This window comes from Allofrancisella inopinata (assembly GCF_012222965.1).
In the GTDB taxonomy this organism is placed as follows: Bacteria; Pseudomonadota; Gammaproteobacteria; order Francisellales; family Francisellaceae; genus Francisella; species Francisella inopinata.
In genome coordinates this window covers 1,361,583-1,383,543 of the sequence record NZ_CP038241.1, presented here as the reverse complement: position 1 = coordinate 1,383,543, position 21,961 = coordinate 1,361,583, and the positions used below count along the sequence as shown (strand labels likewise).

Genomic DNA, 21,961 nt, shown 5'->3' with positions numbered 1-21,961 from the left:
GTGTTTTTTTTAAGAAAGAAGTTTGTATTAACCTCTATTCTTATGGGTATTGCGTGTGCTGGCTGGGCAGAAACAGGTAGCTTTATACTAGACAAAGTATCTATAGTTGGTTTAGAAGGATTACAGAGTGATGTAGTTAAAAGCCGTATAGGTTTTAAGAGGGGTAGTTATATCACACCAGAAGATACAAACCAAATTATTAATAATCTCTATGGTACAGGTTTTTTTAATAGTGTAGACCTATATCGTAAGGGTAGCAACCTTTTTGTAAACGTAAAAGAAAGACCAGTTATTGCAGATTTTAGTTTCAGTGGTAATAAAAAAATCAAAAAAGAGGATCTTGAAAAAGTTTTTACTGACGCTGGGGTGTATGTAGGTAATATCTATAATCCTAATACAATGTTTTTAATTAAACAATCATTGCTTTCTCAGTATTCAATGATGGGATTATATGGTGCCAAAATTGATGAAAACATCAGAAAACTACCGAACAACAGAATAAACATTAATTTAACAATTAAAGAGGGAAAGCCTGCAACAATTGGAGACATAAATTTTGTCGGTAATAAAAATTTTGACGATAGTGATCTAAAAAGTGGCTTAGCTTTTCAAACACCATCTATTTGGAATTTGTGGGGTTTTTTAGCTCAGTTTGATAGTTACTCTCCTAACGGTATGGAGAAATCAGTTCAAGATGTGACAAATTATTATCTTGATAGAGGTTTTCTTGATTTTAAGGTTACTTCTAAACAAGCCTCTATGTCAAAAGATCGTGAACATTCTTATATAACTCTTGGTATCCAGGAGGGTGAAGTTTATAAGGTTGGTGATATATCTCTAGATGGTAAATTTATAATACCTAAATCAGAAGTTGAATCCTTGATTCAGCTAAAAGAAGGTGAAATTTTTTCAAAAAAGAAGCTTGTAGATACTGTAGAGTCAATAAAAACTTTATTAGGAAGTAAGGGTTATGCTTTCGCAACAGTCAACCCTATTCCAGATGTTGATAAGGAAAATCGAGTAGTTTCTTTTAAATTTATTGTGGATGCAGGTAAAAAAGTTTATGTAAATAGGGTAAATTTCTTTGGTAATAATGTCACAAATGATTACGTATTTCGTAGGCAGCTTCAATATTATGAACAATCCACTTATGATAAAGAGGCTATAGATAAGTCACAAAGAAGGCTTGATCAGTTACCTTACGTTAGTTCTGCTGACATGCAACTTGTTCCTGTAGAAGGCTCTGATGATTTGGTAGATATAAACTACAATATTAAGGAGCGTAACGCTAACTCAATAAGTGGTAGCTTAGGTTATTCAGATTTATATGGTTTTATGATAGGCGGTAGGCTTAATATGCCTAACGTGTTTGGTACAGGTAATACTTTTAATATTAATGCTCAGCTTTCCATACCGTTCCAACAATTAGATATAAGTTATATTGATCCTTTTTTTACTACTTCAGGGATCAGCCAAAGTGTTTCAGCATATGTTAACCGCTCAAACTTTGCTAAAACAGACGCCATAGCTGCATACCAATTAGATACGCTCGGTGCTAGGTTGATGTATGGTTTGCCTATATCAACATTTAGTAATGTATCTTGGGGATTGACATTTGCTAACAACACCCTTAAGCAGTCAGAAGGTTATAAATCTTCTATAGTTGAATGGTTTATTCAGCAGCAAGGAGGTAGAAATGTATTTAATGAGCCTGCTATAACAGGTGGTTGGAGCTATAATAACTCTAATAAATATATGTTCCCAACTCAGGGAGGGTCATTTAATTTAAATGGCTCAATAAATATACCTGGAATAAGTAATATTAATTCTTATAAAGTTGAAGTTGGGGGGACTTATAATATTGCTGTACCAAATACAGATTTATCAGCGCTCTCAATTAGGGCAGGAGTGCAGTATGGTGGAGGTTATGGAAAAACTAAAGAACTACCTTTTTATGAGAACTTCTATGGAGGTGGTTGGGGATCAGTGCGTGGTTTCTTACAAGGTTCATTAGGCCCTAGAGATCTTAACTTAATAGACCCTAATAATCCTCAGCCAGGTAATTCAATTGGTGGTAACCTTAATATATATAACAACTGGGATTTATTGTTTCCAGTACCTTTTATTAAGGATAGTTCTAATATGAGAATTGGTGCGTTTTTAGATATAGGTAACACATACATAACATACGATCTAAATGGAGTGTTATCTCCAACTCCACCTAGCCCTACATCGCCATCTTTGGGTAACCTTAAATATTCAGTTGGAGTTGAATTTAGATGGGCTTCACCAATGGGGCCACTAGCAGTATCTTTTGCTCAACCATTTAATGTTCAAAAGGGTGATGTTACTCAGGTATTCCAGTTTTCACTTGGACAAAATTTCTAAAAATCAAAGGAGAAAAATATGAAAAAAATAATTAAGAAAACTTTAATTATGTTGATGCTTTTTACAGTGGCTACTACTATCTCGTATGCGGATACTAAAATAGCTATAGTTAATCCGGTAGAGATATTTAATGACACGGACCTTGGTTCAGTAAGTGTTAAAAAATTAGAAAATGACCTTAAACCAGAGGCTTCAAAGCTACAGCAACAACAAAATGACATTATGGCAAAGGTTAAAGAATTACAGCAAAAATCTACTACTATGACAAAAGCTGAGTTAGAAAAACAACAACAGCAAATACAACAAGAACAACAAACTTTTGCAGAAAAAGCTAGAGTTTTACAACAAAAAGAATACTCAAGAAAAGATGAATTATCTAAAAAGTTCCAAGCTGCATTTGATAAATCAGTGGAGACAATAGCAAAACAGAAAGGTTATAATGTTATACTAACTACTCAGGCTCTTGCTTACGTAAATGGTGTTGATGACATATCTGGCGATGTTGTAGTCATGATGAACAAGAACTCTTAGAAAAACCAAAAACTTTAATTGGTGGGTAAAATAATGTATAGCTTAAATTTATTAGCAGAAAAATTAGATGGTGTGATTAAGGGTGATAGTAGTATTGAAATAACTAAAATAGCTACTTTATCTCAAGCAAAAGAGGGAGATATATCCTTTTGCACTAATCCTAAGTACTTAAAAGATTTATCTAATACAAAAGCTTCTGCTGTTTTAATTACAGAAGAAGCTTTAGATTACTGTAATACGAACGCTATTGTATTATCTAACCCATATATGGCATTAGCGAAAGTAATGGAGATTTTTGATAAATCTCCAAAACCTAGTGGTAAGATACATAGTAAGGCTGTTATAGCAGCTAGTGCGGTTATCGGGGATAATGTAACTATTGAAGCAAATGCAGTTATCGGTGAAAATGTTGTTTTAGGCGATAATGTTGTAATAGGTGCTTGCGCTACTGTTGAGGACGGAACGAAAATAGGGAATTCCACAATTATTAAGAGTAATGTATCTATAGCACATGATGTTATTATCGGGGCAAAATGTATTATTCACCAGAATGCAGTTATAGGCTGTGACGGGTTTGGAAATGCACGTGACGATGATGGTTCGTGGACTAAAATACCGCAGCTAGGTAGAGTAGTTATTGAAGATGATGTTGAGATTGGTGCTAATACTACGGTTGATAGAGGTGCTATTGATGACACTATCATTAAAAAAGGGGCACGTATTGATAATTTAGTACAGATAGCTCATAATGTGGTTATCGGCGAAAACACAGCTTTGGCAGGTGTGACAGCAGTAGCAGGTAGTACTAAGATAGGTAGTAACTGTCTTATAGGCGGCCAATCTGCTATTACTGGTCATATTAGTATTTGCGATAATGCTGTAATAGGGGGCGCCTCTAATGTAGGTAAATCCGTGACAAAACCGGGTATGTATTACGCCGCTTTTGAAGCAAAACCAAGAATCGAATGGGGTAGGTTTGTAGCTAGATTATCAAAAATAGATAAATTAATAGCTAGAGTTAAAGATTTAGAAAATAAATTAATTAAGTAAGTAATGAGGATTTGTAATGAGTCAATTTGATGAAAATAATAAGCAAATAGATGTGATGGGAATTAGGAAGATTTTGCCACATAGGTATCCTTTTGCTCTTTTAGATAAAATTGTTGACTGGAATATTGAAGAAAGAAGTATAATAGCTCAGAAAAACGTTACAATTAATGAAGATTTTTTTAATGGACATTTTCCTGAATTCCCAGTAATGCCAGGAGTTTTAATTGTTGAAGCGATGGCTCAAGCTACAGCTATATTAGGTGAACTAATGGCTGAGACACTATTTGCACATGTAGTTGCTAAAGCTGGTGGTGGTAGAAGAACTTTTATGCTTGCAGGTATAGATAAGGTTAGAGTAAAAAGGCCAGTTGTCCCTGGTGATGTACTGATTATTGAATCACGAATGGTTAAACAAAAGAATATTATATGTACAGCTGAGTCTGTAGCAAAAGTTGATGGACAAATTGTTTGTTCAGCAGAATTAATGGCAGCTTATAAGGATTATTAATAGTGATACATAGCCTAGCGGTAGTTCACGAAAGTGCTAAGATAGCAGATAGTGCTATAATTGGTCCATTTTGTGTTGTTGGTGAAAATGTAGTTATTGGTGAAGGCACTGAGCTTAAAAGCCATGTTACTATAGGTGATAATGCAGTTATTGGTAAAAATAATCGTATTTTTCAGTATGCATCTATTGGAGATGATCCTATTGATTATACTTATAAAAAAGGAGATTTTTCTCAAGTTGTTATAGGTGACAATAATATTATTAGAGAATGTGCGACGATACATGGTGGTACGCTAAAGGAATCTGGAATAACTTCGATCGGCAATAATAATCTAATTATGTGTTATGTGCATATTGGTCATGACTGTAAGATAGGAAATAACATTAACCTAGTAAATGGTGTTGGTCTAGCTGGTCATGTTCATATCGAGGATTATGCTATTTTGAGCTCTAACACTGGGGTCCACCAGTTCTGTACTGTAGGTAAGCATGCATTTATCGCTCATGCTGCATTAATAGGCAAAGACGTGCCACCATATCTAATGGTGACAGCAGTTACTGCTGGCGCGTCTCCTTGCGGTATAAATTCTGAAGGGCTTAAAAGACGGGGTTTTACAGCAGAACAGATAAAGAAGATAAAAGATGTTTATAAAATACTTTATCGTCGTGGTTTAATGATAAATGAAGCCTTTGAAATTATAAAAAATATGGCTACAGAAGAGCCTGTTTTAGAGCCTTTTGTTGAGCTGATGAGTACTTCTAGAAGAGGTATATTAAGATAATGCGAATAGGTATAGTAGCTGGTGAACTATCAGGAGATCAGTTAGGTGGTACTTTAGTTGCAAAGCTTAAAGAAAGGTATCCTGACGCTATTATAGAGGGTATAGGTGGTCCAAAGATGGAGGCTTCTGGCTTTAAAAGTCTTTATCCTATGGACGCTCTTTCTTTAATAGGTTTTTTGGAAATAATTTCAAAAGGTTGGCGGATTTTAAATATACGCAGGAAAGTTATTAACTACTTCAAGCAGAATAAACCAGATATTTTTATAGGAATAGATGCTCCAGATTTTAATCTTACTGTTGAAAGAAAACTTAGAGCAGCTGGTATAAAAACTATACATTATGTGAGTCCTAAAATATGGGTATGGCGTGAGTATAGAATCAAAAAAATTAGAAAAGCTACAGATAAAATATTGGCAATATTGCCTTTTGAAGTTGATTATTATAAAAAAAGACATGATTTTGAAGCAATATTTGTTGGCCATCCTTTGGCAAAAAATATCCCAATAAACATAGATAGAGCTAGCTATAGAAAAGAGTTGGGTTTAGGAGATACAAGTTTACCAATATTGTCAGTTTTACCTGGCAGTAGGAGTAATGAGGTATCTAGACTTTTACCTCTATTTCTTGAAGCTTTACAGAAACTAGTTGACTCAGGATATAAGTTTCAAGCCGTGATGCCTTTAGCAAAACCATCTTTACAGTCAATTTTTGACCAGTATAAAGAGCAAATACAAAAGCTAAACATAAAAGTGTTCAATGCTAAATCACATGACATTTTAAAAGCGTCTGACTATAGTTTACTAGCTTCTGGTACAGCTACTCTAGAGGCTATGTTATGCAAATTACCAATGGTGGTTGGATACAAAGTCTCAGCATTATCGGCTTTTTTAGGAAGATTGTTGATAGGTAATCATAGCTTTTGGGCTTTTCCCAATATTTTACATAAAAGTGAAATAATAAAAGAGTTAATACAAGAAGACTGTACAGTAGATAATTTATATCAAGAATTAAGAAGACTATTTGATGATAAGCAAAGAAATGACTATATAATGCAGGAGTTTACAAGTATTCATGAAAACATGATAGTAGATACTGATCAAAAAATAGTTGATATATTAGACTCTATAATTGTTCAAAAATCTTAATTTTTATAGCCTTTATATATATAATATTAGTTTAATAAAAGATAGTGGTGTGGGTGGTTATATGTCGTTGATTTTAGTTTTGGTTTTAATTTTAGTTGTATTAATAATTATTGATCTTTTTCGTAAAAGTTTGCGTTTAAAACAAAAACTGACACTAGAAAATATAGAGAGAACAAGTAGTGAACTTTTAACAAGCCAACTAAAAAATGATTTTTCTGAAGAAGTTGTAGAGATACAGCTTGAGTACCCTTTATTAAGAGATGGGTATCTTTTACTGTACTTTGAAAGCATAGAACCTATTGAAATAAAAAATTTAGCTATGCAGTTGAAACACCATGATCTTAGGTATACTGATGAGAAAGTTTTTCAAAAAATTAATTATAGAGATGTTATATTTAGTATATTGCCAGATAATGATAAGCAAGAGTTTGAAAGCACTAATAATGGTAGTATAAATGGCATAATAGCAGTTATGAATTTTAGAAAGCTTTCAGCTTTAGGATATGATGTAAAAACATGTTATGAATTATTGATGGATATTTTAGAAACTCTAAACAAATCCTATCATGGCACTTTAATGAATGAGCATAGAGTCAGATTAACAAAGAAAGATAAGCAAAAATTTCTTGAAGCAATTGTCTAAAAAGCAACTACTTTATACTTTACAGTTAATACACTTAAAAGTAGTATGTTATTGTCTCAGGCTGACCATACAGTCTCTTAAATAGCTTGTATAAAATTATTTAAGCAAATATTATTTTTATACCTAGTAGTGGGCTATGTCACAAACTTGTATGGGCTATTAAAAATTCCTAAGTCTTATTAAAAACCCCTTATATAAACCATATATTTAAGTGATATATTTGAGTTCAGCATAAGAGAGGGACTGTTGCAAACTAAAATTATATGTTTCTAACTGTGTTAAAAATATTTTCAAAATGCTCATTTACTACGTGTAAACTGCGCTTTTTCGAATATTTTTGCCTTGTTACCACCCATCTAATTCCAGCTTGCAACAGCCCCAGAGAGTCTGGTTGGTATTAAGTTTTTAATTATTACAACCGACAAGCTCGTTTAATTTTTTACATCTTAATTTTGTTAAGTTGTTTAAGTGTATTAAAAAGGAGAAATTATAATGAATGAAATATTAGCCCAACAAATAGTCACCTCAATAAGGCAATCTGTCCCTTACTCAAGTAATCTTCCTATTTTTCAGCAGAATAAAAAGCTTCGTGGTTTATTAAAATTATCATTAGCCGCTCCAACTAGTAATGATGAAGAAATTTCTTGTGAAAGGATTGCTTTATCATCTTTAATTGGGAAAATAGGAGATTGTACAGAGCAATCTAAGATCTGTTACGTTGCTTTAAAGTTTTTGAATACAAAAATAGAGTCATTAAGAGGTTATACTGTATGTATAGTAAGATTAAATATAAATACTCACCATTTTGTAATTCTTTATAGAACTTCTGATAGAGAGAGAATTAATAGTTATATAAACCAAAAACTTACTCCCACTTTTGAGGACTTTCTTACTTATATAAGAACATCTAACCTTGATGTTTGGCTACTAGATACATACCTTAATTTAGGAACAAAAATCAAGTTTAATACGTACACTGAAATATATAAAGTACGTAAAAGCCTTCATCAACAAGATGATATGATAATAGAAGAATTTCGTCAAAAAATGTATATGGGTTTAACATATGACTGTATTGAAGATCTAGGAAGTGATATAGTTGCAGACACTAAGTATAAAAGTTCTTATAACAAGCTTTTTAGTAAGTTATGTAATAAAATTTATTGTGCTTATTCTTCAGAAGAAATAGGGCCTTTTAATTACAGTGAATTTAATTACAGTGAATACTATAAAACAACATTTTATGAAAATGAGAATAGAATGGCGACTCAAGCTATGTATGAGGAGATTAACTGTAAATCGACTTTTCTTGATCAGTCAAACATCATACCAACCTCTCTTATAATTGATTTTTTAAAGAAATTGAAAAGTAAAACGAGTACTTGGTCGAATCTTACTTCTAATTTTTCGAAAAAAGACTATTTTAATGAACTTTTGGAATCGTTGAATGAAATTAGTTCCGATTATTTACCATTTGCTATAGCTCATTCGATTCTAGCATATATAATTGCTATATGTTTAGTTAAAAGAAGTAGAAATACTGAGAGATTTAATTTTCAGGTAGGTGAAGAAACCAAAACTGGTAACGGAGCGTTAGAGCTCCTTCAAAAACCAAAATTTGCTGATTTAAGGAGGCTTATCGTTAAGAATAATAATTATATAAGTTATAATGATTTAAGAAATTTTGTTATCTTTAATATTGAAGGTGCTGACATCAAAGAAGATAGAACATTAAATGTTAATGAGTTTTTTAGTGCGTATAATCAGAACACCCCATCATATAAAGCGCCTAATTGGTTTAAGTTGGAATAGTCTAGAATCATATAATATTTTTTATAAAACTAAGAAAAAAATTTTTGTCAGCTTGAGTTATTTTAATTAAATTTTTTTGATATTTAAATATATGTTAGGTAATGATGGTGGGCCCAGTAGGACTCGAACCTACGACCTACGGATTATGAGTCCGGCGCTCTAACCAACTGAGCTATAGGCCCAAACATAGCGACAATTATATTTTAAAGCTTATTGTTAGTCAATACGTATTTCTCATTTTTTCACAATTAAAATGCAAGTTAAAGGACTATTTGTATATTTTTGAAGAAGAACCAACAATTAAAGGATCTGGAGGTATAGCAACCTCTAGTGACTTATTGTCATAATCAATAGCATTAAGAATGTATCTAATAGCATTTAATCGTGCTCTTTTTTTGTCATCTGACTTTACTATGACCCATGGCGCATATGGTTTGTCAGTATACATAAACATTCTTTCCTTAGCTTCTGTATAGTCATCCCATTTATCTAAAGATGCTTTATCAATTGGACTAAGTTTCCATTGCTTTAGAGGATGTGCTTCTCTAGCAATAAACCTATTCTTCTGCTCTTGTTGACTCACGGAGAACCAAAATTTAATAATAATAGTGCCGCTATCAACTAACATTTTCTCAAGCATAGGAACTTGTTCTAAAAAAGAGAAATATTCTCTTTCTGTACAAAAACCCATAACCCTTTCTACGCCAGCACGATTGTACCATGATCTATCAAATAGAATTATCTCACCTCCAGATGGCAGATATTTGATGTATCTTTGGAAATACCATTGGTTTCGCTCTTTCTCCGTAGGCTTTTCAAGAGCTACAACTTTAGCACCGCGCGGATTTAGATGTTCCATAACTCTTTTAATAGTTCCACCTTTGCCTGCAGCATCTCTGCCCTCGAAAATAATTAAAACTTTTTTGTTGTTTTCTTTTACCCACCTTTGGAGTTTTAGTAGTTCTATTTGTAAATGGTATTTTTGCTTTTCGTAAATTTTACGAGGTATTTTGTGCTTATATGGAAAAATATTCTCCAGAAAAAGCTTCTGGCGTTCTGTTTGGCTTAAAACTTCCATACTGAAATCTTTCTAATAAACAACTGTTTGAATATCTTAACATAAACCGTTTATTTTTAGTAAAGCTAGTTAACCTTTGGGGTTTTAAAGTTTAACTTAAGGCTAAAAGCTATATAAAAAATGCTAAAAATAATTATTATAGCAATTAGTGAATTTGGTGTCTTTATTGGGTACATTAGTACAGCAATAAAAGTTGCTATAGAGGCAAGCATAGTAAATAAAAACGTAAACGTTTTGACTGCTTTACTATCACTAATATACTCTGTTCTTGATAAATAAATATATTTTATAGGCACAAAAGAGAAAATTGCTAGAATTAATATAGTTATTTCATTAAGCCACTGTGATGACTGAAAACATAGCATATATATAACTATGACATTCCAATAACTAGGAAACCCGACAAAGAAGCAATCTTTAGTTTTAGCATTGGGTTGGCAAAATTGATATGATGAAGAGATGGTTATGAGGACTATAGCAACTAGTAACCATTCATGACTTACAATGTTTGAAACATATATCCAAACACATGGCACTATAGAGTAAGTACTAAAGTCAATTATGTTGTCTAAAAGTCCGCCATCTAAAGGAGCAAGTTTTTTTATATCAACAAGGCGTGCAAAGCTTCCATCAACAGAATCAATGAATACGGAAGCTATGATACTGAATAAAGATAGTCTCATATTATAATAATATAAATCTGCATCTCCTAAAACATTTGCTTTCGCCGCTTCTATTGAGAATATAATTGCAAATATTCCAAACACAGCACCTAGTGAAGTAAAAAGATGTACTAACCAAGCGTATATTTTTTGTAAATTTTGCATCGATTTAAGTTTGGCTCTGATAAATTTTTGAAATTTTAACAGAAATGACTAATAGTTTCTATCTATAACTAGGTTTATAAGTTTTTCTATATTGTAACAATTTATATTTTTAGCTTTAAGCTGGCTTATTAGAGAAGCCAGCAAAGTCTTTTTTTCATCTAAATAGTTTATAGCCTCTTCTAAACCCAATAACGAAACATAGGTTGATTTATTAGCATCTATATCTTTTGCAGGAGTTTTTCCTAATTCTTTAGTGGTTTTTGTTACATCAAGGATGTCATCTTTGATTTGAAAACATAGTCCTATAAGTAAAGATAAATCATTAAGTATATGTTCTGTAGAACCTTCTACATTCGTTGAGAGGTAGTATGGTAACAAAATGCTAGCGCTAAACATTTTTGCTGTTTTATGGATATGGACGCATTCTAACTGATCTAGGGTTAGGAGTTTATTTTCACCTTCTATATCAAGTTGTTGACCAGCTACCATGCCACCTAAGCCACAAAATTGTGCTAACTGGGAATTTATTTTTTTTAAGGTAAATAAATCTTTAACATTAACTGTTTGGATTATTTGGAAAGCTAAAGCTTGTAAAGCGTCTCCAGCTAGAATTGCAGTGGCTTCATTAAACTTGATGTGGCATGTTGGTTTACCTCTACGAACCGTGTCATTATCCATAGCAGGTAGGTCATCATGGATTAGAGAGTATGTATGTATAGCTTCGACGGCAAAAGCTAATTTATGACAGTCTTGAGTATTGACATTAAAAGCTTCTCCAATTGCATAAACAAATTGAGCACGTATTCTTTTGCCTCCAGCTAAGAAGCTATATTTTATTGCTTCAAGCAGGGTTTTAGAGCTACATGTAAGATTGGCAAATGTTTCTAGAATAAATTTATCAAAATCTTCTAGTTTATCTTTTTCTTTCATAAAAATTTGGTTATTAGATTGTATTGCTTTTCTAAAACATTACTATGAGCTTTAAAAGTGTAGTAAGAATTTTTTGACATAGTGTTTAAAATTTGGTTATTATCAAAAAGTTCAATTACTTTATTAGCAAGTTCGTCAGGGCTATTAATAATAATCAAAGCATCGTTTTTAATCAAATCTTTTGATATTTGACTAAAATTAAAAAGACTACTACCGCTAATAATAGGCTTTGCTAAGGCTGCTGGCTCAAGTAGATTATGTCCACCTGTGTTGTTTAAACTACCTCCAACGAATGTAATATCAGAAACATAATAAAGGTGCATAAGTTCCCCCATGGTATCTCCAAGGTAAACTTGAGTTTGCTTTTGTATAGAGTCTTTTGATACGCTTCTTTTTTGACATGAAAGTTTATGTTTAGCTATAAGTTTTTCAACTTTTGAAAATCTTTCTTTATGTCTTGGCACTATTATAAGTAAACATTCTGGTTTTAGTTTTAAAATCTCTAAATGGGCTTTAAGTATGATCTCTTCTTCACCTTGATGAGTGCTACCTGCAACCCAAATTGGACGATTAGCTATACTTTCCTTTAAACCCATCATGTCTTTTTGTAGACTCTCTGGGGTTATTAGATTATATTTAAGATTACCAGTTATAGTAAGTTTTTCTTTAGGGACACCCAGAGAGATAAAGCGTTTTGCATCTTTTTCAGTTTGGGCATTAATATGAGAGAGCTTACTAAATAAAAATTCTTTGCCAAATGGAATTTTTGTGTAGTTACGCATAGACCTTTTAGACAGTCTAGCGTTTGTTATGACTACAGGTATATTTTCATCAAAACACTTGTGTAGGATGTTTGGCCATATTTCTGTTTCGATGATTATAAAAAATTTAGGGTTAAGTTTTGCAAAGAAGCTATTTATAAAAGGCTGTACATCATACGGTATATACATATGGTATACATTATCGCAATTACCATATAATTGTTTTACTACATCACTACCAGTAGGGGTAGTAGTTGTAATGACAAATTTTTCATTAGGATATTCTAGAATTAGTTTTCTTACTAGAGGTTCTGCAGATAATGTTTCGCCAACAGAAACAGAATGTATCCAAATACAATTATTTAGTCGAGTTTTTGTTACAGCAAATCTTTCAGCCCAACGTTGCCTATAATGAACGTTTTTGAAACTTCGTTTTAGTTTTTTGAGATATAGAATAGGAATATAGACTATAAATAAGCTAGAATATACATAAGCTAAAAATCTGTATGTAATTTTTTTTAAGTAGTCCAACTTAATCTTACCGGCGTAATAATTTATTTACTCTTTTAAGGATTATAGCATATATTTTTTTTCAATGAGGTTAGAAATTATTAAGTGTTATTACCATCTTTAAAATTATTTAGAAGATTATTCAAAGCTTTTGCTCTATGACTACAGAGGTTTTTTTCTTGTATAGTTATTTGAGCTAGAGTTTTATTTAATTGTGGTAATAAAAAAACAGGGTCGTATCCAAATCCATAATTTCCTATAGGTTGATTAATGATTTTACCATGTAATGTGCCTGATGCGATAACTGGAGTAGGATCATTTTCATGTTTTAAATAGGCAATAGTACATACAAATCTTGCGTCAGTGTTATTTGATTTTCTTAACCTTTCTAGTAATTTTTCAATATTTGCTAAATCATTACCATGCGGACCGGCATATCTAGCAGAATATATCCCAGGTTCACCATTAAGTGTGAAAACCTCTAAACCAGAATCATCAGCGATCGCTGGGAGCCCGGTATGTTTACAGCAATTGCGAGCTTTAAGTATAGCGTTTTCAATAAAGCTTAATCCTGTCTCTTCAATTTCTGGTACGTTAAACTCAGATTGGGGTAATACATTTATGTTTAATTTTGAAAAACTTTCTTTGAACTCTTTTATTTTTCCTTTATTGTTTGACGCAAGTACTATTTCTTTCATAGTTTTTATAAAAATAACTTATATGCATAAGTGATATATTAGCAATATTTATATGAAATGTTATCATCTTATTTAATACAAAATGTTTGAGGAATTAATTTATGAATACTAAGATATGTTTTCTTGGTGGTGGTAATATGGCTAAAGCGATGATTTCTGGTTTAGTTAAAAGCAGTCTTAATCCGACAAACATAACTGTCATTGACAGAAATCTTGATAAGCTTAAGGTTTTATCTAATAAATATGGGGTAGAAGTATCAAAGCCATTAAGTGATGCTGTAGCTGAAAGTGATATTATCGTTTTAGCTATTAAGCCACAGCAAATGGGTGAGCTTATTAAAAGTATTAAAGAATATGTAAGTGATACCCATCTAATAATTAGCGTTGCTGCAGGTATTCAGATAAGTGTTTATACTAAACTGTTTGGTAAAAAGGTTGCTTTGGCAAGAGTAATACCTAATACACCAAGTAGCCTAGGCTATGGCGCTACAGGTATATACTTTAATGAAAACGTCGACACTAAGCAAAAAAATATAGTGATAAATGTAATGTCAACTATGGGTATAACAGTTGTAGTAGACAATGAAGATAAGATAGATGTTGTAGCAGCATGTGCTAGCTCTGCTCCAGCTTATTATTTGCAATTTATGGAGCATATGGTTAAAGCTGCTGTTAAAAATGGTTTGGCGGAAGACCAGGCGAGTATGCTAGTTATACAAAGCTGTTTAGGGGCTGCACAGATGGCATTAAATAGTGGTGATAGTATAGAAACATTGAGAAAAAATGTAACATCTAAGAAAGGTATTACAGCAGAAGCTTTAAAGGTTTTTGAAGATTTTGGTTTGGAGGCTATAGTAGATAAGGCGATTAAAGCTAACATAAGAAGGTCGCAAGAATTAACAAAAGAGTTTGGCGAAGCTTTATGAAAAAGTATTTTGTTGTTTTGAAGGCTTAAATTTAATTGTGGATATATTTTGGAATAGAGGGTTTCGAATAATATTAATTTATAGTAACATAATGTAAAGGTGGTAATTTAAAATGAATGTTTACTTTATGTATCTTGTAATGTATACTTTCACAGAAAAATATGCCAATTTGATTTTATTAAGTTTTTAAATAGGAGTAGAGGGAGATTCATGAGATTATTATTAGCAGAAGATGATTTAAACTTGGGGGAAGGCTTGCTGGAAGCTTTACAGAAAGAAGGTTTTAATGTGAACTTGGTTTCTGATGGCGAGGCTGCTCAGACTTTTATAGAATCTGGTTTATACGATATAACTATCCTGGATATTGGTTTACCAATTAAAACTGGTCTAGAAGTTCTAAAAAGCGTAAGAAGTAGAGGTATTAAAACGCCTATACTTTTACTTACAGCTAGAGATGGTTTAGAAGATAGAGTTAAAGGCTTAGATTTTGGGGCTGATGATTATATGACTAAACCTTTTGAACTTAAAGAGTTAGTCGCTAGAGTTAAAGCTATCTCCCGTAGGATAGATGTTAGATCTGGCAAAAGTGTTAACGAAGAAATCATGTTTGGTGATTATAGTTTTAACCCTAGTTCTGAGACAGTTACAAAGGATGGTGTAATTATTCCAGTTTCTAAGAAAGAATTAGCATTGCTATCTATATTGGTGCAAAACGCTGGTCGAGTTGTTCCAAAAACACAACTTTTAGAAGAAGTTTACTCAACTGATAAAGAGATGGATACTAACACTTTAGAAGTGCATATGCACAATCTGAGAAAGAAAATTAATATCTCTAATTTTATCCAAACAATAAGAGGCGTTGGTTATTTTGTACAAAAGGACAAAGTAATTAAATAACTTTTATGGAATATTTCTTAAGTCTAGGGTTTACTTTTTGGTTACTATTTTTGACTTTTGCAAGCGGTATTATTTATTTAATAGATTATCTTTTTTTTCAAAAAAATAGATTAGCTTCCTATAGAGAGCAACTTAAAGCTCTTAATAAAAAGCAAAAACGCCAATTTTATAAAGATCATGGTTTAAAAGCTCCTTTTATAGCAGATCAAGCTAGATCTTTATTTAGCGTGTTTTTTGTGGTTTTTATATTAAGAACATTTTTGGTGGGAAATTTTCTAATTCCTACAGCATCCATGACTCCTACGTTACCTGTAGGAGACTTTATCTTTGTAGACAAGACAGCATATGGTATTAGAGCACCATTTACTAATAAAATACTGGTCAATACAGGTTACCCTAAAAGAGGTGATATCGTGGTTTTTCACTTTCCAGTTAACCCTAATGTGGATTATGTAAAACGAGTTGTGGGCTTGCCTGGAGATATTATATCTTATAAAAATAAGACTTTAACCATAAATGGTAAACAGCTTGACTATACTGATTGTGATAAAAGTGTTATGAATTATAATAATAAATCGTTGTCAGATAATAGTGGGGATATCGTTTGTCTGGAGCATCTAGGAGATGTTACTCATGAGGTAGATTGGATAAAATCAGTTAAATCTCAAGACTTTGAAAGTTTGAAAGTTCCAGAAGGTCATTATTTTGTTATGGGAGATAATAGAGATAATAGTCAGGACAGTCGATATTGGGGATTTGTGCCAGAACAAGATTTAGTTGGTAAAGCTAAGCTTGTTTGGATGAGTTGGGATAATGTTGATAAAAAAATCCGTTGGAATGAAATTGGAAAGGTTTTTTAGGTAGATGATTCCAGATTACTCCAGACTTTACCGAATACTAGGCTATTCTTTTAAAGATCATACAATTTTAACTAGAGCATTAACACATAGAAGTAAAGCCAAAAAAAATTACGAGCGTTTAGAATTTTTAGGTGATTCAATATTAGGTTTTATTATAGCAGAGTCGTTATATCAGAAATTTCCCAAATTCACTGAAGGTGAGCTTTCCCAAATTCGCTCAAAACTTGTTAAGGGCGTTACATTATCAAAATTAGCTTTAGATTATAAAATAGATGAATTTGTGATATTGGGAGGTAGTGAGACAGGTTCACAAAAACGAGAGAAAATCTTAGAAGATGTTTTTGAAGCTGTAATCGGTGCAATTTATTTAGATAGTGATTTTGCTAATGTCAAAAAGATTATACTTAGTTGGTACGCTGACATTTTTTCTAAATTAGATGTAGATATTGTGAAGGTTAAAGATAATAAGTCCAGGCTACAAGAGATATTGCTACAAAATTCCATGAGCCTTCCAACATATAACATTATAGCTATTTCCGGTAAAGATCATGAACAAATATTTGAAGTTGCTGCAATTGTAAAAGAATTAGGTTTTGAGACTAAGGCACAAGATACCTCTAGGAAAAAAGCCGAGCAAAGAGCAGCTAAAGAAATGATAAAGTTGCTAGAAAGTCAGGGTTTACATGAAAAAAAATAAGCTAAATTTAAATGGTATAATAGTAATAAATAAAGCTAAAGGTATTAGTTCAAATAAAATTCTACAGCAATTAAAATATTTATATAACGCTAAAAAGGCTGGCCACACTGGCACATTAGACCCTATGGCAACAGGTGTTTTGCCAATATGTTTTGGTAGAGCAACCAAGATAGCTCAATATTTACTTGATGCTGACAAAGAGTATATGGCAACAATTAAGCTTGGTGTACAAACCACTACTGGTGATGCAGAAGGTGAGATAGTTACAATTTTGAATGTTCCTACACTATCAAATACACTTATAGAAAACATATTTGATAAATTTCGAGGCCAAATTAATCAGACTCCACCAATATATTCAGCTTTGAAATATAATGGGCAACCACTCTATAAGCTGGCGAGAGAGGGTAAACAAGTTGAAATAAGGCCACGAAAAATAACCATATATGAACTTAAATTGCTAAATAGTAAAGATGATACACTAGAGATTAAGGTTAGATGCTCTAAAGGAACATATATCCGTAGTTTAGCTATGGATATAGGTACGGAACTTGGTTGTGGAGGTCATTTAATAGCATTACAACGGACTCAAAGTGGTCCATTTTCTCTAGATAAAGCATACGAAATTGATGATTTGAAAGATTTAAGTTTTGAAGAAAAACTTGATACTATAGAACACATAGAAAGTGTATTTAAAGACAAACCAATATACACTTTAGATATAAATCAAAAGCATGATTTATACAACAAAGGTATCCTAATAACTCAAGCAGATATCAATGGAGTTTTTAGAATATATGATGAGAATAAATTTATTGCAGTAGCTGAATTTGATAAAGGTAATTTAGTTAGCAAAAAATTTTTTGAGCAGGAAAAATTAATAAGTGAGTAAGTACAGTATAAATAATGATCCTAATAGGGATCTAGAAGCACAAAAGTATGAAAACCCCATAGCGAGTCGCCAGATGATATTGTGCTATATCAAGGATATGCAGCTGCCAGTAAGCGTAGAAAATATCGCTTTGGCTTTAGAGATTAACAAAAAATCTTCATTTGAAGGGTTGGTTAATAGACTAGGAGCTATGGTTAGAGACGGTCAATTAGTTAAAGATAAATCATATTATAGCCTTCCGGAAATGAAAAATGTTTATGTAACATCAAAAGTTTCAGTTGATAGAGATGGTAGATTAGAAATATTTAGCCATACATTAAATACTAAAGTTAGTATTCTTTCATCCCAAGCAAAAATGTTAATGGTAGGTGATGAAGTTACAGCTAGGGTATTAGGAATAAATAAAAAAGGTAAAATTGAAGCAGAGATAAAATCAGTAGTTTCAAGAGGCCAAAAAACCATAACAGGTTATTATTATAAAATTTTTGATGGACACTTTCTCAAGCCAATAAGTAAGAATATAACTAGTGATATAGTCTTACTACCTCCTAGGCAAAAGATTGAACAAGATTCACTAATAGAAGCTGAAATAATAGTTCAACCAAGTATTAATAGTGTTGCAGTTGCTAAGTTCAAGCAAGAAGTTGAAGCTATATCTCCAGTTAAACAAGCTATGATGGTAGCTACTAAAAAATTTGATTTAATAGAGCAATGGAGTAAAAAAACTCTTGAATACTTAGATACTCTTTCAGATGATATAGTAACTAAAGAAAGAGTAGACCTGCGAAAGTTTAATTTTGTTACTATTGATGGTGAAGATGCAAAAGATTTTGATGATGCCGTGTTTGCTAGTAGAACTAAAGCTGAAGGTTGGAAACTATATGTTGCAATAGCAGATGTTTCAAATTATGTTCAGAAAGATTCTGCTTTAGATTTAGATGCTAAACGCCGTTCAACCTCAGTTTATTTTCCTGGATATGTAATACCTATGCTTCCAGAAAAATTATCAAATGGTTTATGTTCTTTACAGCCAAATGTTGATAGGTATTCTTTAGTTTGTGAGATGAATATAAGTAGCACTGGTAAGTTAACTAGGTATAAGTTTTATTCAGCTGTTATAAATTCTAAAGCACGTTTAACTTATACTGAAGTAGCAAAACTATTAGATAAGAAACAAAACTCTATAGTAGAAAATACCCCAGAGTTAGTGCCTGATATATTTGTTTTATATGATTTGTATAAAGTCTTGCATACTGCCAGAGATCAAAGAGGAGCTATAGATTTTGATACTGTAGAAACTCAAATCATCCTTGATGAGCATAACCATATACAATCAATAATACCAAGACAACGTAATGATGCACATAAGCTAATAGAAGAATGCATGTTAGTAGCAAATGTTGCAGCAGCTAAGTTTGTAATAAAGCATAAAAAAACTTCTCCGTTTAGAGTGCATAGTGAGCCTAAAGAAGATAAGATGGATGCTTTAAAAAAATATCTATCTCGTCATGGTATCCATCTATCTTATGGTAAAGATGGTAAAGTGACACCAAAAGCCTTGGCACAAATGTTAGAAAGTATTAAAAGTCGCCCTGATTATGAAGATATTCAAATGATGACTTTGCGTAGCATGAATCAAGCTATTTATAGTATCGATAATGTTGGACATTTTGGTCTTGCTTATGATGAATATACTCATTTCACTTCACCTATCCGTAGATACCCTGATTTAGTGGTTCATAGGATTATTAAATCTATTATTAATGAATATAACCATGGCGGTTGTGACTATAAATCTAGCGAGTTAGCTAATATTTGTGATAACGCCTCTTTCCAAGAGAGAAATGCAGATGGAGCCTCTAAACAAGTAGAAGATTGGTTAAAATGTTACTTTATGCAAGACTATATCGGACATATTTTAGAAGCAAAAATTATCCATATAAATGGTTTAGGTTTATTTGCTGAGCTTAAAGATATGTTTATAGAAGGTCTGATTCATGTTTCAACAATCCCTGGTGATTATTATATCTTTGATGAAACTAAAGATATTTTGATTGGCAGAAGAAATCATAAAGTTTTTAAAATAGGTCAAGATGTAACAATAAGAGTAGTAAGAGCAGATTTGGAAAGCATTCATATAGACTTTGAATTATATACTCCAGACCAATCAGCAAAAGATTATGACAGTCCTAAAAAATATGGTAAAAAGAAAAAGAAGTCTAAAAAAAGAAAACCAAAATACAATAAGAGAAAAAAGAAAGCTAAACAGCCCTTAGTTGAATAGTTTGTTTTTTAAATTTACATTAAAAAAATTGCGAACAATATTTTTAAAAAATGGTAAATTAGTTGCAATCTATATCACTAGACTCTATTAGTTAGAAAAACCCTTTAAGCTATTATTTTACTTTATTTTCAAAAATTCTTTTAACTTTTTATAGCATGGTCTAGAATTAAGTTATACCAACTATGGAGAAAGGTTATGTTTGAAGAAGAGTATTTATCAGAGAAGCTGCAAAAATTTACACTAGTAGATTTAGCTCTAGTCAAAATAGTGTATCTTTTAGTAGGATTGCTTGTAGCAACTAGTTATTTTGCACTTAATGCAATTAGCTGGGTTTTTTATTTAGTAATGTTCTTAATTGCTGTAATGCCACTTATATTACATTTATTTTCATTTGAAGGTTCTTATTTAGAAAAAGCAAAACAATATCTAAAAACAAATAAGCCAGCATATCAAGTATTATTATTTTTTACCCAATTCTTCTTTGGGTGTATGCTAGTAACTTTAATACCAGTCTTAAGTTTAGTGCCGTGGTATATTTATCTGCTATTAATAATAGTATTTGCAATAAAGCCAATGCGTTCAAATATGTTTTGGTAATATTCATTAGTTATCTATCATTTTCAATTATTATAAGTAACTAGCCCACTATCAGAAGTTTTAACAATGCAATATTACTTAGATGTTTTAAATGCTAGATTTGGATTTATTTTTTGAGAAATATCATGTTACTATCTACGCAAGGTGAATCTAGCTTTATTACTAAATACAGGCTTGATATGGGTGTAAATAGGAATGTGGTTTTTATCTGGGGGACTTAATGAAAAAAGTTGAAGCGGTAGGTGTTGCTATTGGTAACGCTGGTAGAAGGGTGGGTTGTGGTAGAGCACCGTATGTTTTTTTAAACGCTATAAAAGATAGAAGGTTAGATTCTCAGGTAATTAATTATATCGGTGGTCGTACAGAAGTTAAAACAATGGCAAAATACTTTACGAAAGTTGCTGAAGTAATATCACAAAAGCTTAATGAAGGTGTCTTTCCGTTAGCTTTAGGAGGCGATCATTCTTGTGCAATAGCAACCTGGAGTGGAGTATACGATCACTTGAAAAAGTGTGGTAATGAACTAGGGTTGATATGGGTTGATGCTCATATGGATAGTCATAGACCAGATACCTCAGAAACTGGTAATATTCACGGTATGCCAGTTGCACATTTGTTAGGTTATGGTTATCAAGAATTTAAAAATATTTTGAATAAGCAACCAAAGTTAAAACCAGAAAATATAGTTTTTTTTGGTATAAGATCATATGAGCCAGCAGAAGAGGAATTTTTAAACTCATTAGGTGTTAAGATTTATTACCAAAAAGATTTAAATAACCAAAATTTTGAGCAGCTTTTTTTAAGTGAATTTGATCGCCTAGCAAAAGCTACAAATGGAAATGTGGGAATTAGCTTTGACTTGGATGGATTAGACCCAGTTAAGATGGATGCTGTAGGAACTCCTGTGGAAAATGGTATACAACCTGAAGTCTTTTACGAAACTCTTGCTAAGCTAGATTACAGTCAATTAATTTGTTTTGAAGTGGCCGAATATAACCCTATGTTAGATAAGACGGGACTTTCTTTGGAATATCTGGAGAAAATTTTAAGGCTTGTGGAGGGTAGGATCAAAAATCTAAAAGTGTAATAAGACATAATAACTTTGAGTTCCGTTTTTTATAATTATATAATTACCGCACCAACTC

Annotated in this window: 21 protein-coding genes and 1 tRNA gene; 16 read left to right on the top strand and 6 right to left on the bottom strand. The window is 32.0% G+C overall.

Annotated features, from left to right (window positions below; translation table 11 throughout):
• The 8 genes from bamA (at position 1) to E4K63_RS06305 (ending at position 8,859) form a co-directional block, all read left to right on the top strand.
• Positions 1–2,388, top strand: a complete 2,388-nt coding sequence (gene bamA / locus E4K63_RS06340) for an outer membrane protein assembly factor BamA (RefSeq protein ID WP_133942320.1) — start codon at positions 1–3, stop codon at positions 2,386–2,388.
• Between the two features lie 48 nt (positions 2,389–2,436).
• Positions 2,437–2,919, top strand: a complete 483-nt coding sequence (locus E4K63_RS06335; RefSeq protein WP_243830506.1) for an OmpH/Skp family outer membrane protein — start codon at positions 2,437–2,439, stop codon at positions 2,917–2,919.
• A gap of 33 nt (positions 2,920–2,952) precedes the next feature.
• Positions 2,953–3,969 (top strand): UDP-3-O-(3-hydroxymyristoyl)glucosamine N-acyltransferase, encoded by a 1,017-nt coding sequence (lpxD, locus tag E4K63_RS06330; RefSeq protein ID WP_133942318.1) that lies wholly within the window; start codon positions 2,953–2,955, stop codon positions 3,967–3,969.
• 16 nt (positions 3,970–3,985) lie between these two features.
• The gene (fabZ, locus tag E4K63_RS06325) at positions 3,986–4,477 is read left to right on the top strand and encodes a 3-hydroxyacyl-ACP dehydratase FabZ (protein WP_035721154.1); all 492 of its coding nucleotides are present in this window, start codon (positions 3,986–3,988) and stop codon (positions 4,475–4,477) included.
• Positions 4,478–4,479: 2 nt separating this feature from the next.
• Positions 4,480–5,259 carry an acyl-ACP--UDP-N-acetylglucosamine O-acyltransferase gene (lpxA, locus tag E4K63_RS06320; protein WP_133942317.1) on the top strand — a complete coding sequence of 260 codons (780 nt, stop codon included), beginning with the start codon at positions 4,480–4,482 and terminating at the stop codon, positions 5,257–5,259.
• Entirely contained in the window at positions 5,259–6,404 is a 1,146-nt protein-coding gene (gene lpxB / locus E4K63_RS06315; protein ID WP_133942316.1) for a lipid-A-disaccharide synthase, read from the top strand. The genes lpxA and lpxB overlap by 1 nt, the downstream gene beginning before the upstream one ends.
• Positions 6,405–6,465: 61 nt before the next feature.
• On the top strand, positions 6,466–7,047 hold the full coding sequence (locus E4K63_RS06310) for a cell division protein ZipA C-terminal FtsZ-binding domain-containing protein (protein ID WP_133942315.1): 582 nt from the start codon (positions 6,466–6,468) through the stop codon (positions 7,045–7,047).
• Positions 7,048–7,539: 492 nt separating this feature from the next.
• On the top strand, positions 7,540–8,859 hold the full coding sequence (locus E4K63_RS06305; protein WP_133942314.1) for a hypothetical protein: 1,320 nt from the start codon (positions 7,540–7,542) through the stop codon (positions 8,857–8,859).
• Between the two features lie 105 nt (positions 8,860–8,964).
• On the opposite strand, the gene E4K63_RS06300 is transcribed toward E4K63_RS06305, so the two are convergent.
• The 6 genes from E4K63_RS06300 to rdgB all read right to left on the bottom strand — a co-directional run bounded on the left by E4K63_RS06300 (position 8,965) and on the right by rdgB (position 13,663).
• A tRNA-Ile gene (locus E4K63_RS06300) sits at positions 8,965–9,041 on the bottom strand.
• 86 nt (positions 9,042–9,127) lie between these two features.
• Positions 9,128–9,937 (bottom strand): polyphosphate kinase 2, encoded by an 810-nt coding sequence (ppk2, locus tag E4K63_RS06295; RefSeq protein WP_133942313.1) that lies wholly within the window; start codon positions 9,935–9,937, stop codon positions 9,128–9,130.
• A gap of 65 nt (positions 9,938–10,002) precedes the next feature.
• On the bottom strand, positions 10,003–10,764 hold the full coding sequence (locus tag E4K63_RS06290; protein ID WP_133942312.1) for a CDP-alcohol phosphatidyltransferase family protein: 762 nt from the start codon (positions 10,762–10,764) through the stop codon (positions 10,003–10,005).
• A gap of 48 nt (positions 10,765–10,812) precedes the next feature.
• Complete coding sequence (locus tag E4K63_RS06285) at positions 10,813–11,694, bottom strand: polyprenyl synthetase family protein (protein WP_133942311.1); 882 nt, start codon at positions 11,692–11,694, stop codon at positions 10,813–10,815.
• Positions 11,691–12,986 (bottom strand): lipid IV(A) 3-deoxy-D-manno-octulosonic acid transferase, encoded by a 1,296-nt coding sequence (waaA, locus tag E4K63_RS06280; RefSeq protein WP_133942310.1) that lies wholly within the window; start codon positions 12,984–12,986, stop codon positions 11,691–11,693. The genes E4K63_RS06285 and waaA overlap by 4 nt, the downstream gene beginning before the upstream one ends.
• Positions 12,987–13,066: 80 nt before the next feature.
• Positions 13,067–13,663, bottom strand: a complete 597-nt coding sequence (rdgB, locus tag E4K63_RS06275) for an RdgB/HAM1 family non-canonical purine NTP pyrophosphatase (protein ID WP_133942309.1) — start codon at positions 13,661–13,663, stop codon at positions 13,067–13,069.
• A 101-nt stretch (positions 13,664–13,764) separates the two neighbouring features.
• Here rdgB and proC point away from each other — a divergent pair, with 101 nt between their 5' ends.
• The 8 genes from proC to E4K63_RS06235 all read left to right on the top strand — a co-directional run bounded on the left by proC (position 13,765) and on the right by E4K63_RS06235 (position 21,903).
• Positions 13,765–14,589 carry a pyrroline-5-carboxylate reductase gene (gene proC, locus E4K63_RS06270; RefSeq protein ID WP_133942308.1) on the top strand — a complete coding sequence of 275 codons (825 nt, stop codon included), beginning with the start codon at positions 13,765–13,767 and terminating at the stop codon, positions 14,587–14,589.
• A 210-nt stretch (positions 14,590–14,799) separates the two neighbouring features.
• The gene (locus E4K63_RS06265; RefSeq protein WP_035721187.1) at positions 14,800–15,486 is read left to right on the top strand and encodes a response regulator; all 687 of its coding nucleotides are present in this window, start codon (positions 14,800–14,802) and stop codon (positions 15,484–15,486) included.
• A gap of 5 nt (positions 15,487–15,491) precedes the next feature.
• Positions 15,492–16,346 carry a signal peptidase I gene (gene lepB, locus E4K63_RS06260; RefSeq protein ID WP_133942307.1) on the top strand — a complete coding sequence of 285 codons (855 nt, stop codon included), beginning with the start codon at positions 15,492–15,494 and terminating at the stop codon, positions 16,344–16,346.
• Positions 16,347–16,350: 4 nt separating this feature from the next.
• Positions 16,351–17,043: a ribonuclease III gene (gene rnc, locus E4K63_RS06255; protein ID WP_133942306.1), complete on the top strand. Its 693-nt coding sequence runs from the start codon at positions 16,351–16,353 to the stop codon at positions 17,041–17,043.
• On the top strand, positions 17,030–17,935 hold the full coding sequence (truB, locus tag E4K63_RS06250; protein ID WP_133942305.1) for a tRNA pseudouridine(55) synthase TruB: 906 nt from the start codon (positions 17,030–17,032) through the stop codon (positions 17,933–17,935). Before rnc ends, truB begins: the two co-directional genes overlap by 14 nt.
• Positions 17,928–20,219, top strand: a complete 2,292-nt coding sequence (gene rnr / locus E4K63_RS06245) for a ribonuclease R (protein ID WP_133942304.1) — start codon at positions 17,928–17,930, stop codon at positions 20,217–20,219. The genes truB and rnr overlap by 8 nt, the downstream gene beginning before the upstream one ends.
• Before the next feature lie 195 nt (positions 20,220–20,414).
• Positions 20,415–20,816: a hypothetical protein gene (locus E4K63_RS06240; RefSeq protein WP_133942303.1), complete on the top strand. Its 402-nt coding sequence runs from the start codon at positions 20,415–20,417 to the stop codon at positions 20,814–20,816.
• A 220-nt stretch (positions 20,817–21,036) separates the two neighbouring features.
• The gene (locus tag E4K63_RS06235; protein WP_133942302.1) at positions 21,037–21,903 is read left to right on the top strand and encodes an arginase; all 867 of its coding nucleotides are present in this window, start codon (positions 21,037–21,039) and stop codon (positions 21,901–21,903) included.
• Positions 21,904–21,961 lie beyond the last annotated feature (58 nt).

Coding starts and splice junctions, on each gene's coding strand:
- E4K63_RS06335 (WP_243830506.1), top strand. CDS start 2,437: ATGTTGATGCTTTTTACAGTGGCTACTACTATCTCGTATGCGGATACT.
- lpxD (WP_133942318.1), top strand. CDS start 2,953: ATGTATAGCTTAAATTTATTAGCAGAAAAATTAGATGGTGTGATTAAG.
- fabZ (WP_035721154.1), top strand. CDS start 3,986: ATGAGTCAATTTGATGAAAATAATAAGCAAATAGATGTGATGGGAATT.
- lpxB (WP_133942316.1), top strand. CDS start 5,259: ATGCGAATAGGTATAGTAGCTGGTGAACTATCAGGAGATCAGTTAGGT.
- E4K63_RS06310 (WP_133942315.1), top strand. CDS start 6,466: ATGTCGTTGATTTTAGTTTTGGTTTTAATTTTAGTTGTATTAATAATT.
- E4K63_RS06305 (WP_133942314.1), top strand. CDS start 7,540: ATGAATGAAATATTAGCCCAACAAATAGTCACCTCAATAAGGCAATCT.
- ppk2 (WP_133942313.1), bottom strand. CDS start 9,937: ATGGAAGTTTTAAGCCAAACAGAACGCCAGAAGCTTTTTCTGGAGAAT.
- E4K63_RS06290 (WP_133942312.1), bottom strand. CDS start 10,764: ATGCAAAATTTACAAAAAATATACGCTTGGTTAGTACATCTTTTTACT.
- E4K63_RS06285 (WP_133942311.1), bottom strand. CDS start 11,694: ATGAAAGAAAAAGATAAACTAGAAGATTTTGATAAATTTATTCTAGAA.
- rdgB (WP_133942309.1), bottom strand. CDS start 13,663: ATGAAAGAAATAGTACTTGCGTCAAACAATAAAGGAAAAATAAAAGAG.
- proC (WP_133942308.1), top strand. CDS start 13,765: ATGAATACTAAGATATGTTTTCTTGGTGGTGGTAATATGGCTAAAGCG.
- E4K63_RS06265 (WP_035721187.1), top strand. CDS start 14,800: ATGAGATTATTATTAGCAGAAGATGATTTAAACTTGGGGGAAGGCTTG.
- lepB (WP_133942307.1), top strand. CDS start 15,492: ATGGAATATTTCTTAAGTCTAGGGTTTACTTTTTGGTTACTATTTTTG.
- rnc (WP_133942306.1), top strand. CDS start 16,351: ATGATTCCAGATTACTCCAGACTTTACCGAATACTAGGCTATTCTTTT.
- truB (WP_133942305.1), top strand. CDS start 17,030: ATGAAAAAAAATAAGCTAAATTTAAATGGTATAATAGTAATAAATAAA.
- E4K63_RS06240 (WP_133942303.1), top strand. CDS start 20,415: ATGTTTGAAGAAGAGTATTTATCAGAGAAGCTGCAAAAATTTACACTA.
- E4K63_RS06235 (WP_133942302.1), top strand. CDS start 21,037: ATGAAAAAAGTTGAAGCGGTAGGTGTTGCTATTGGTAACGCTGGTAGA.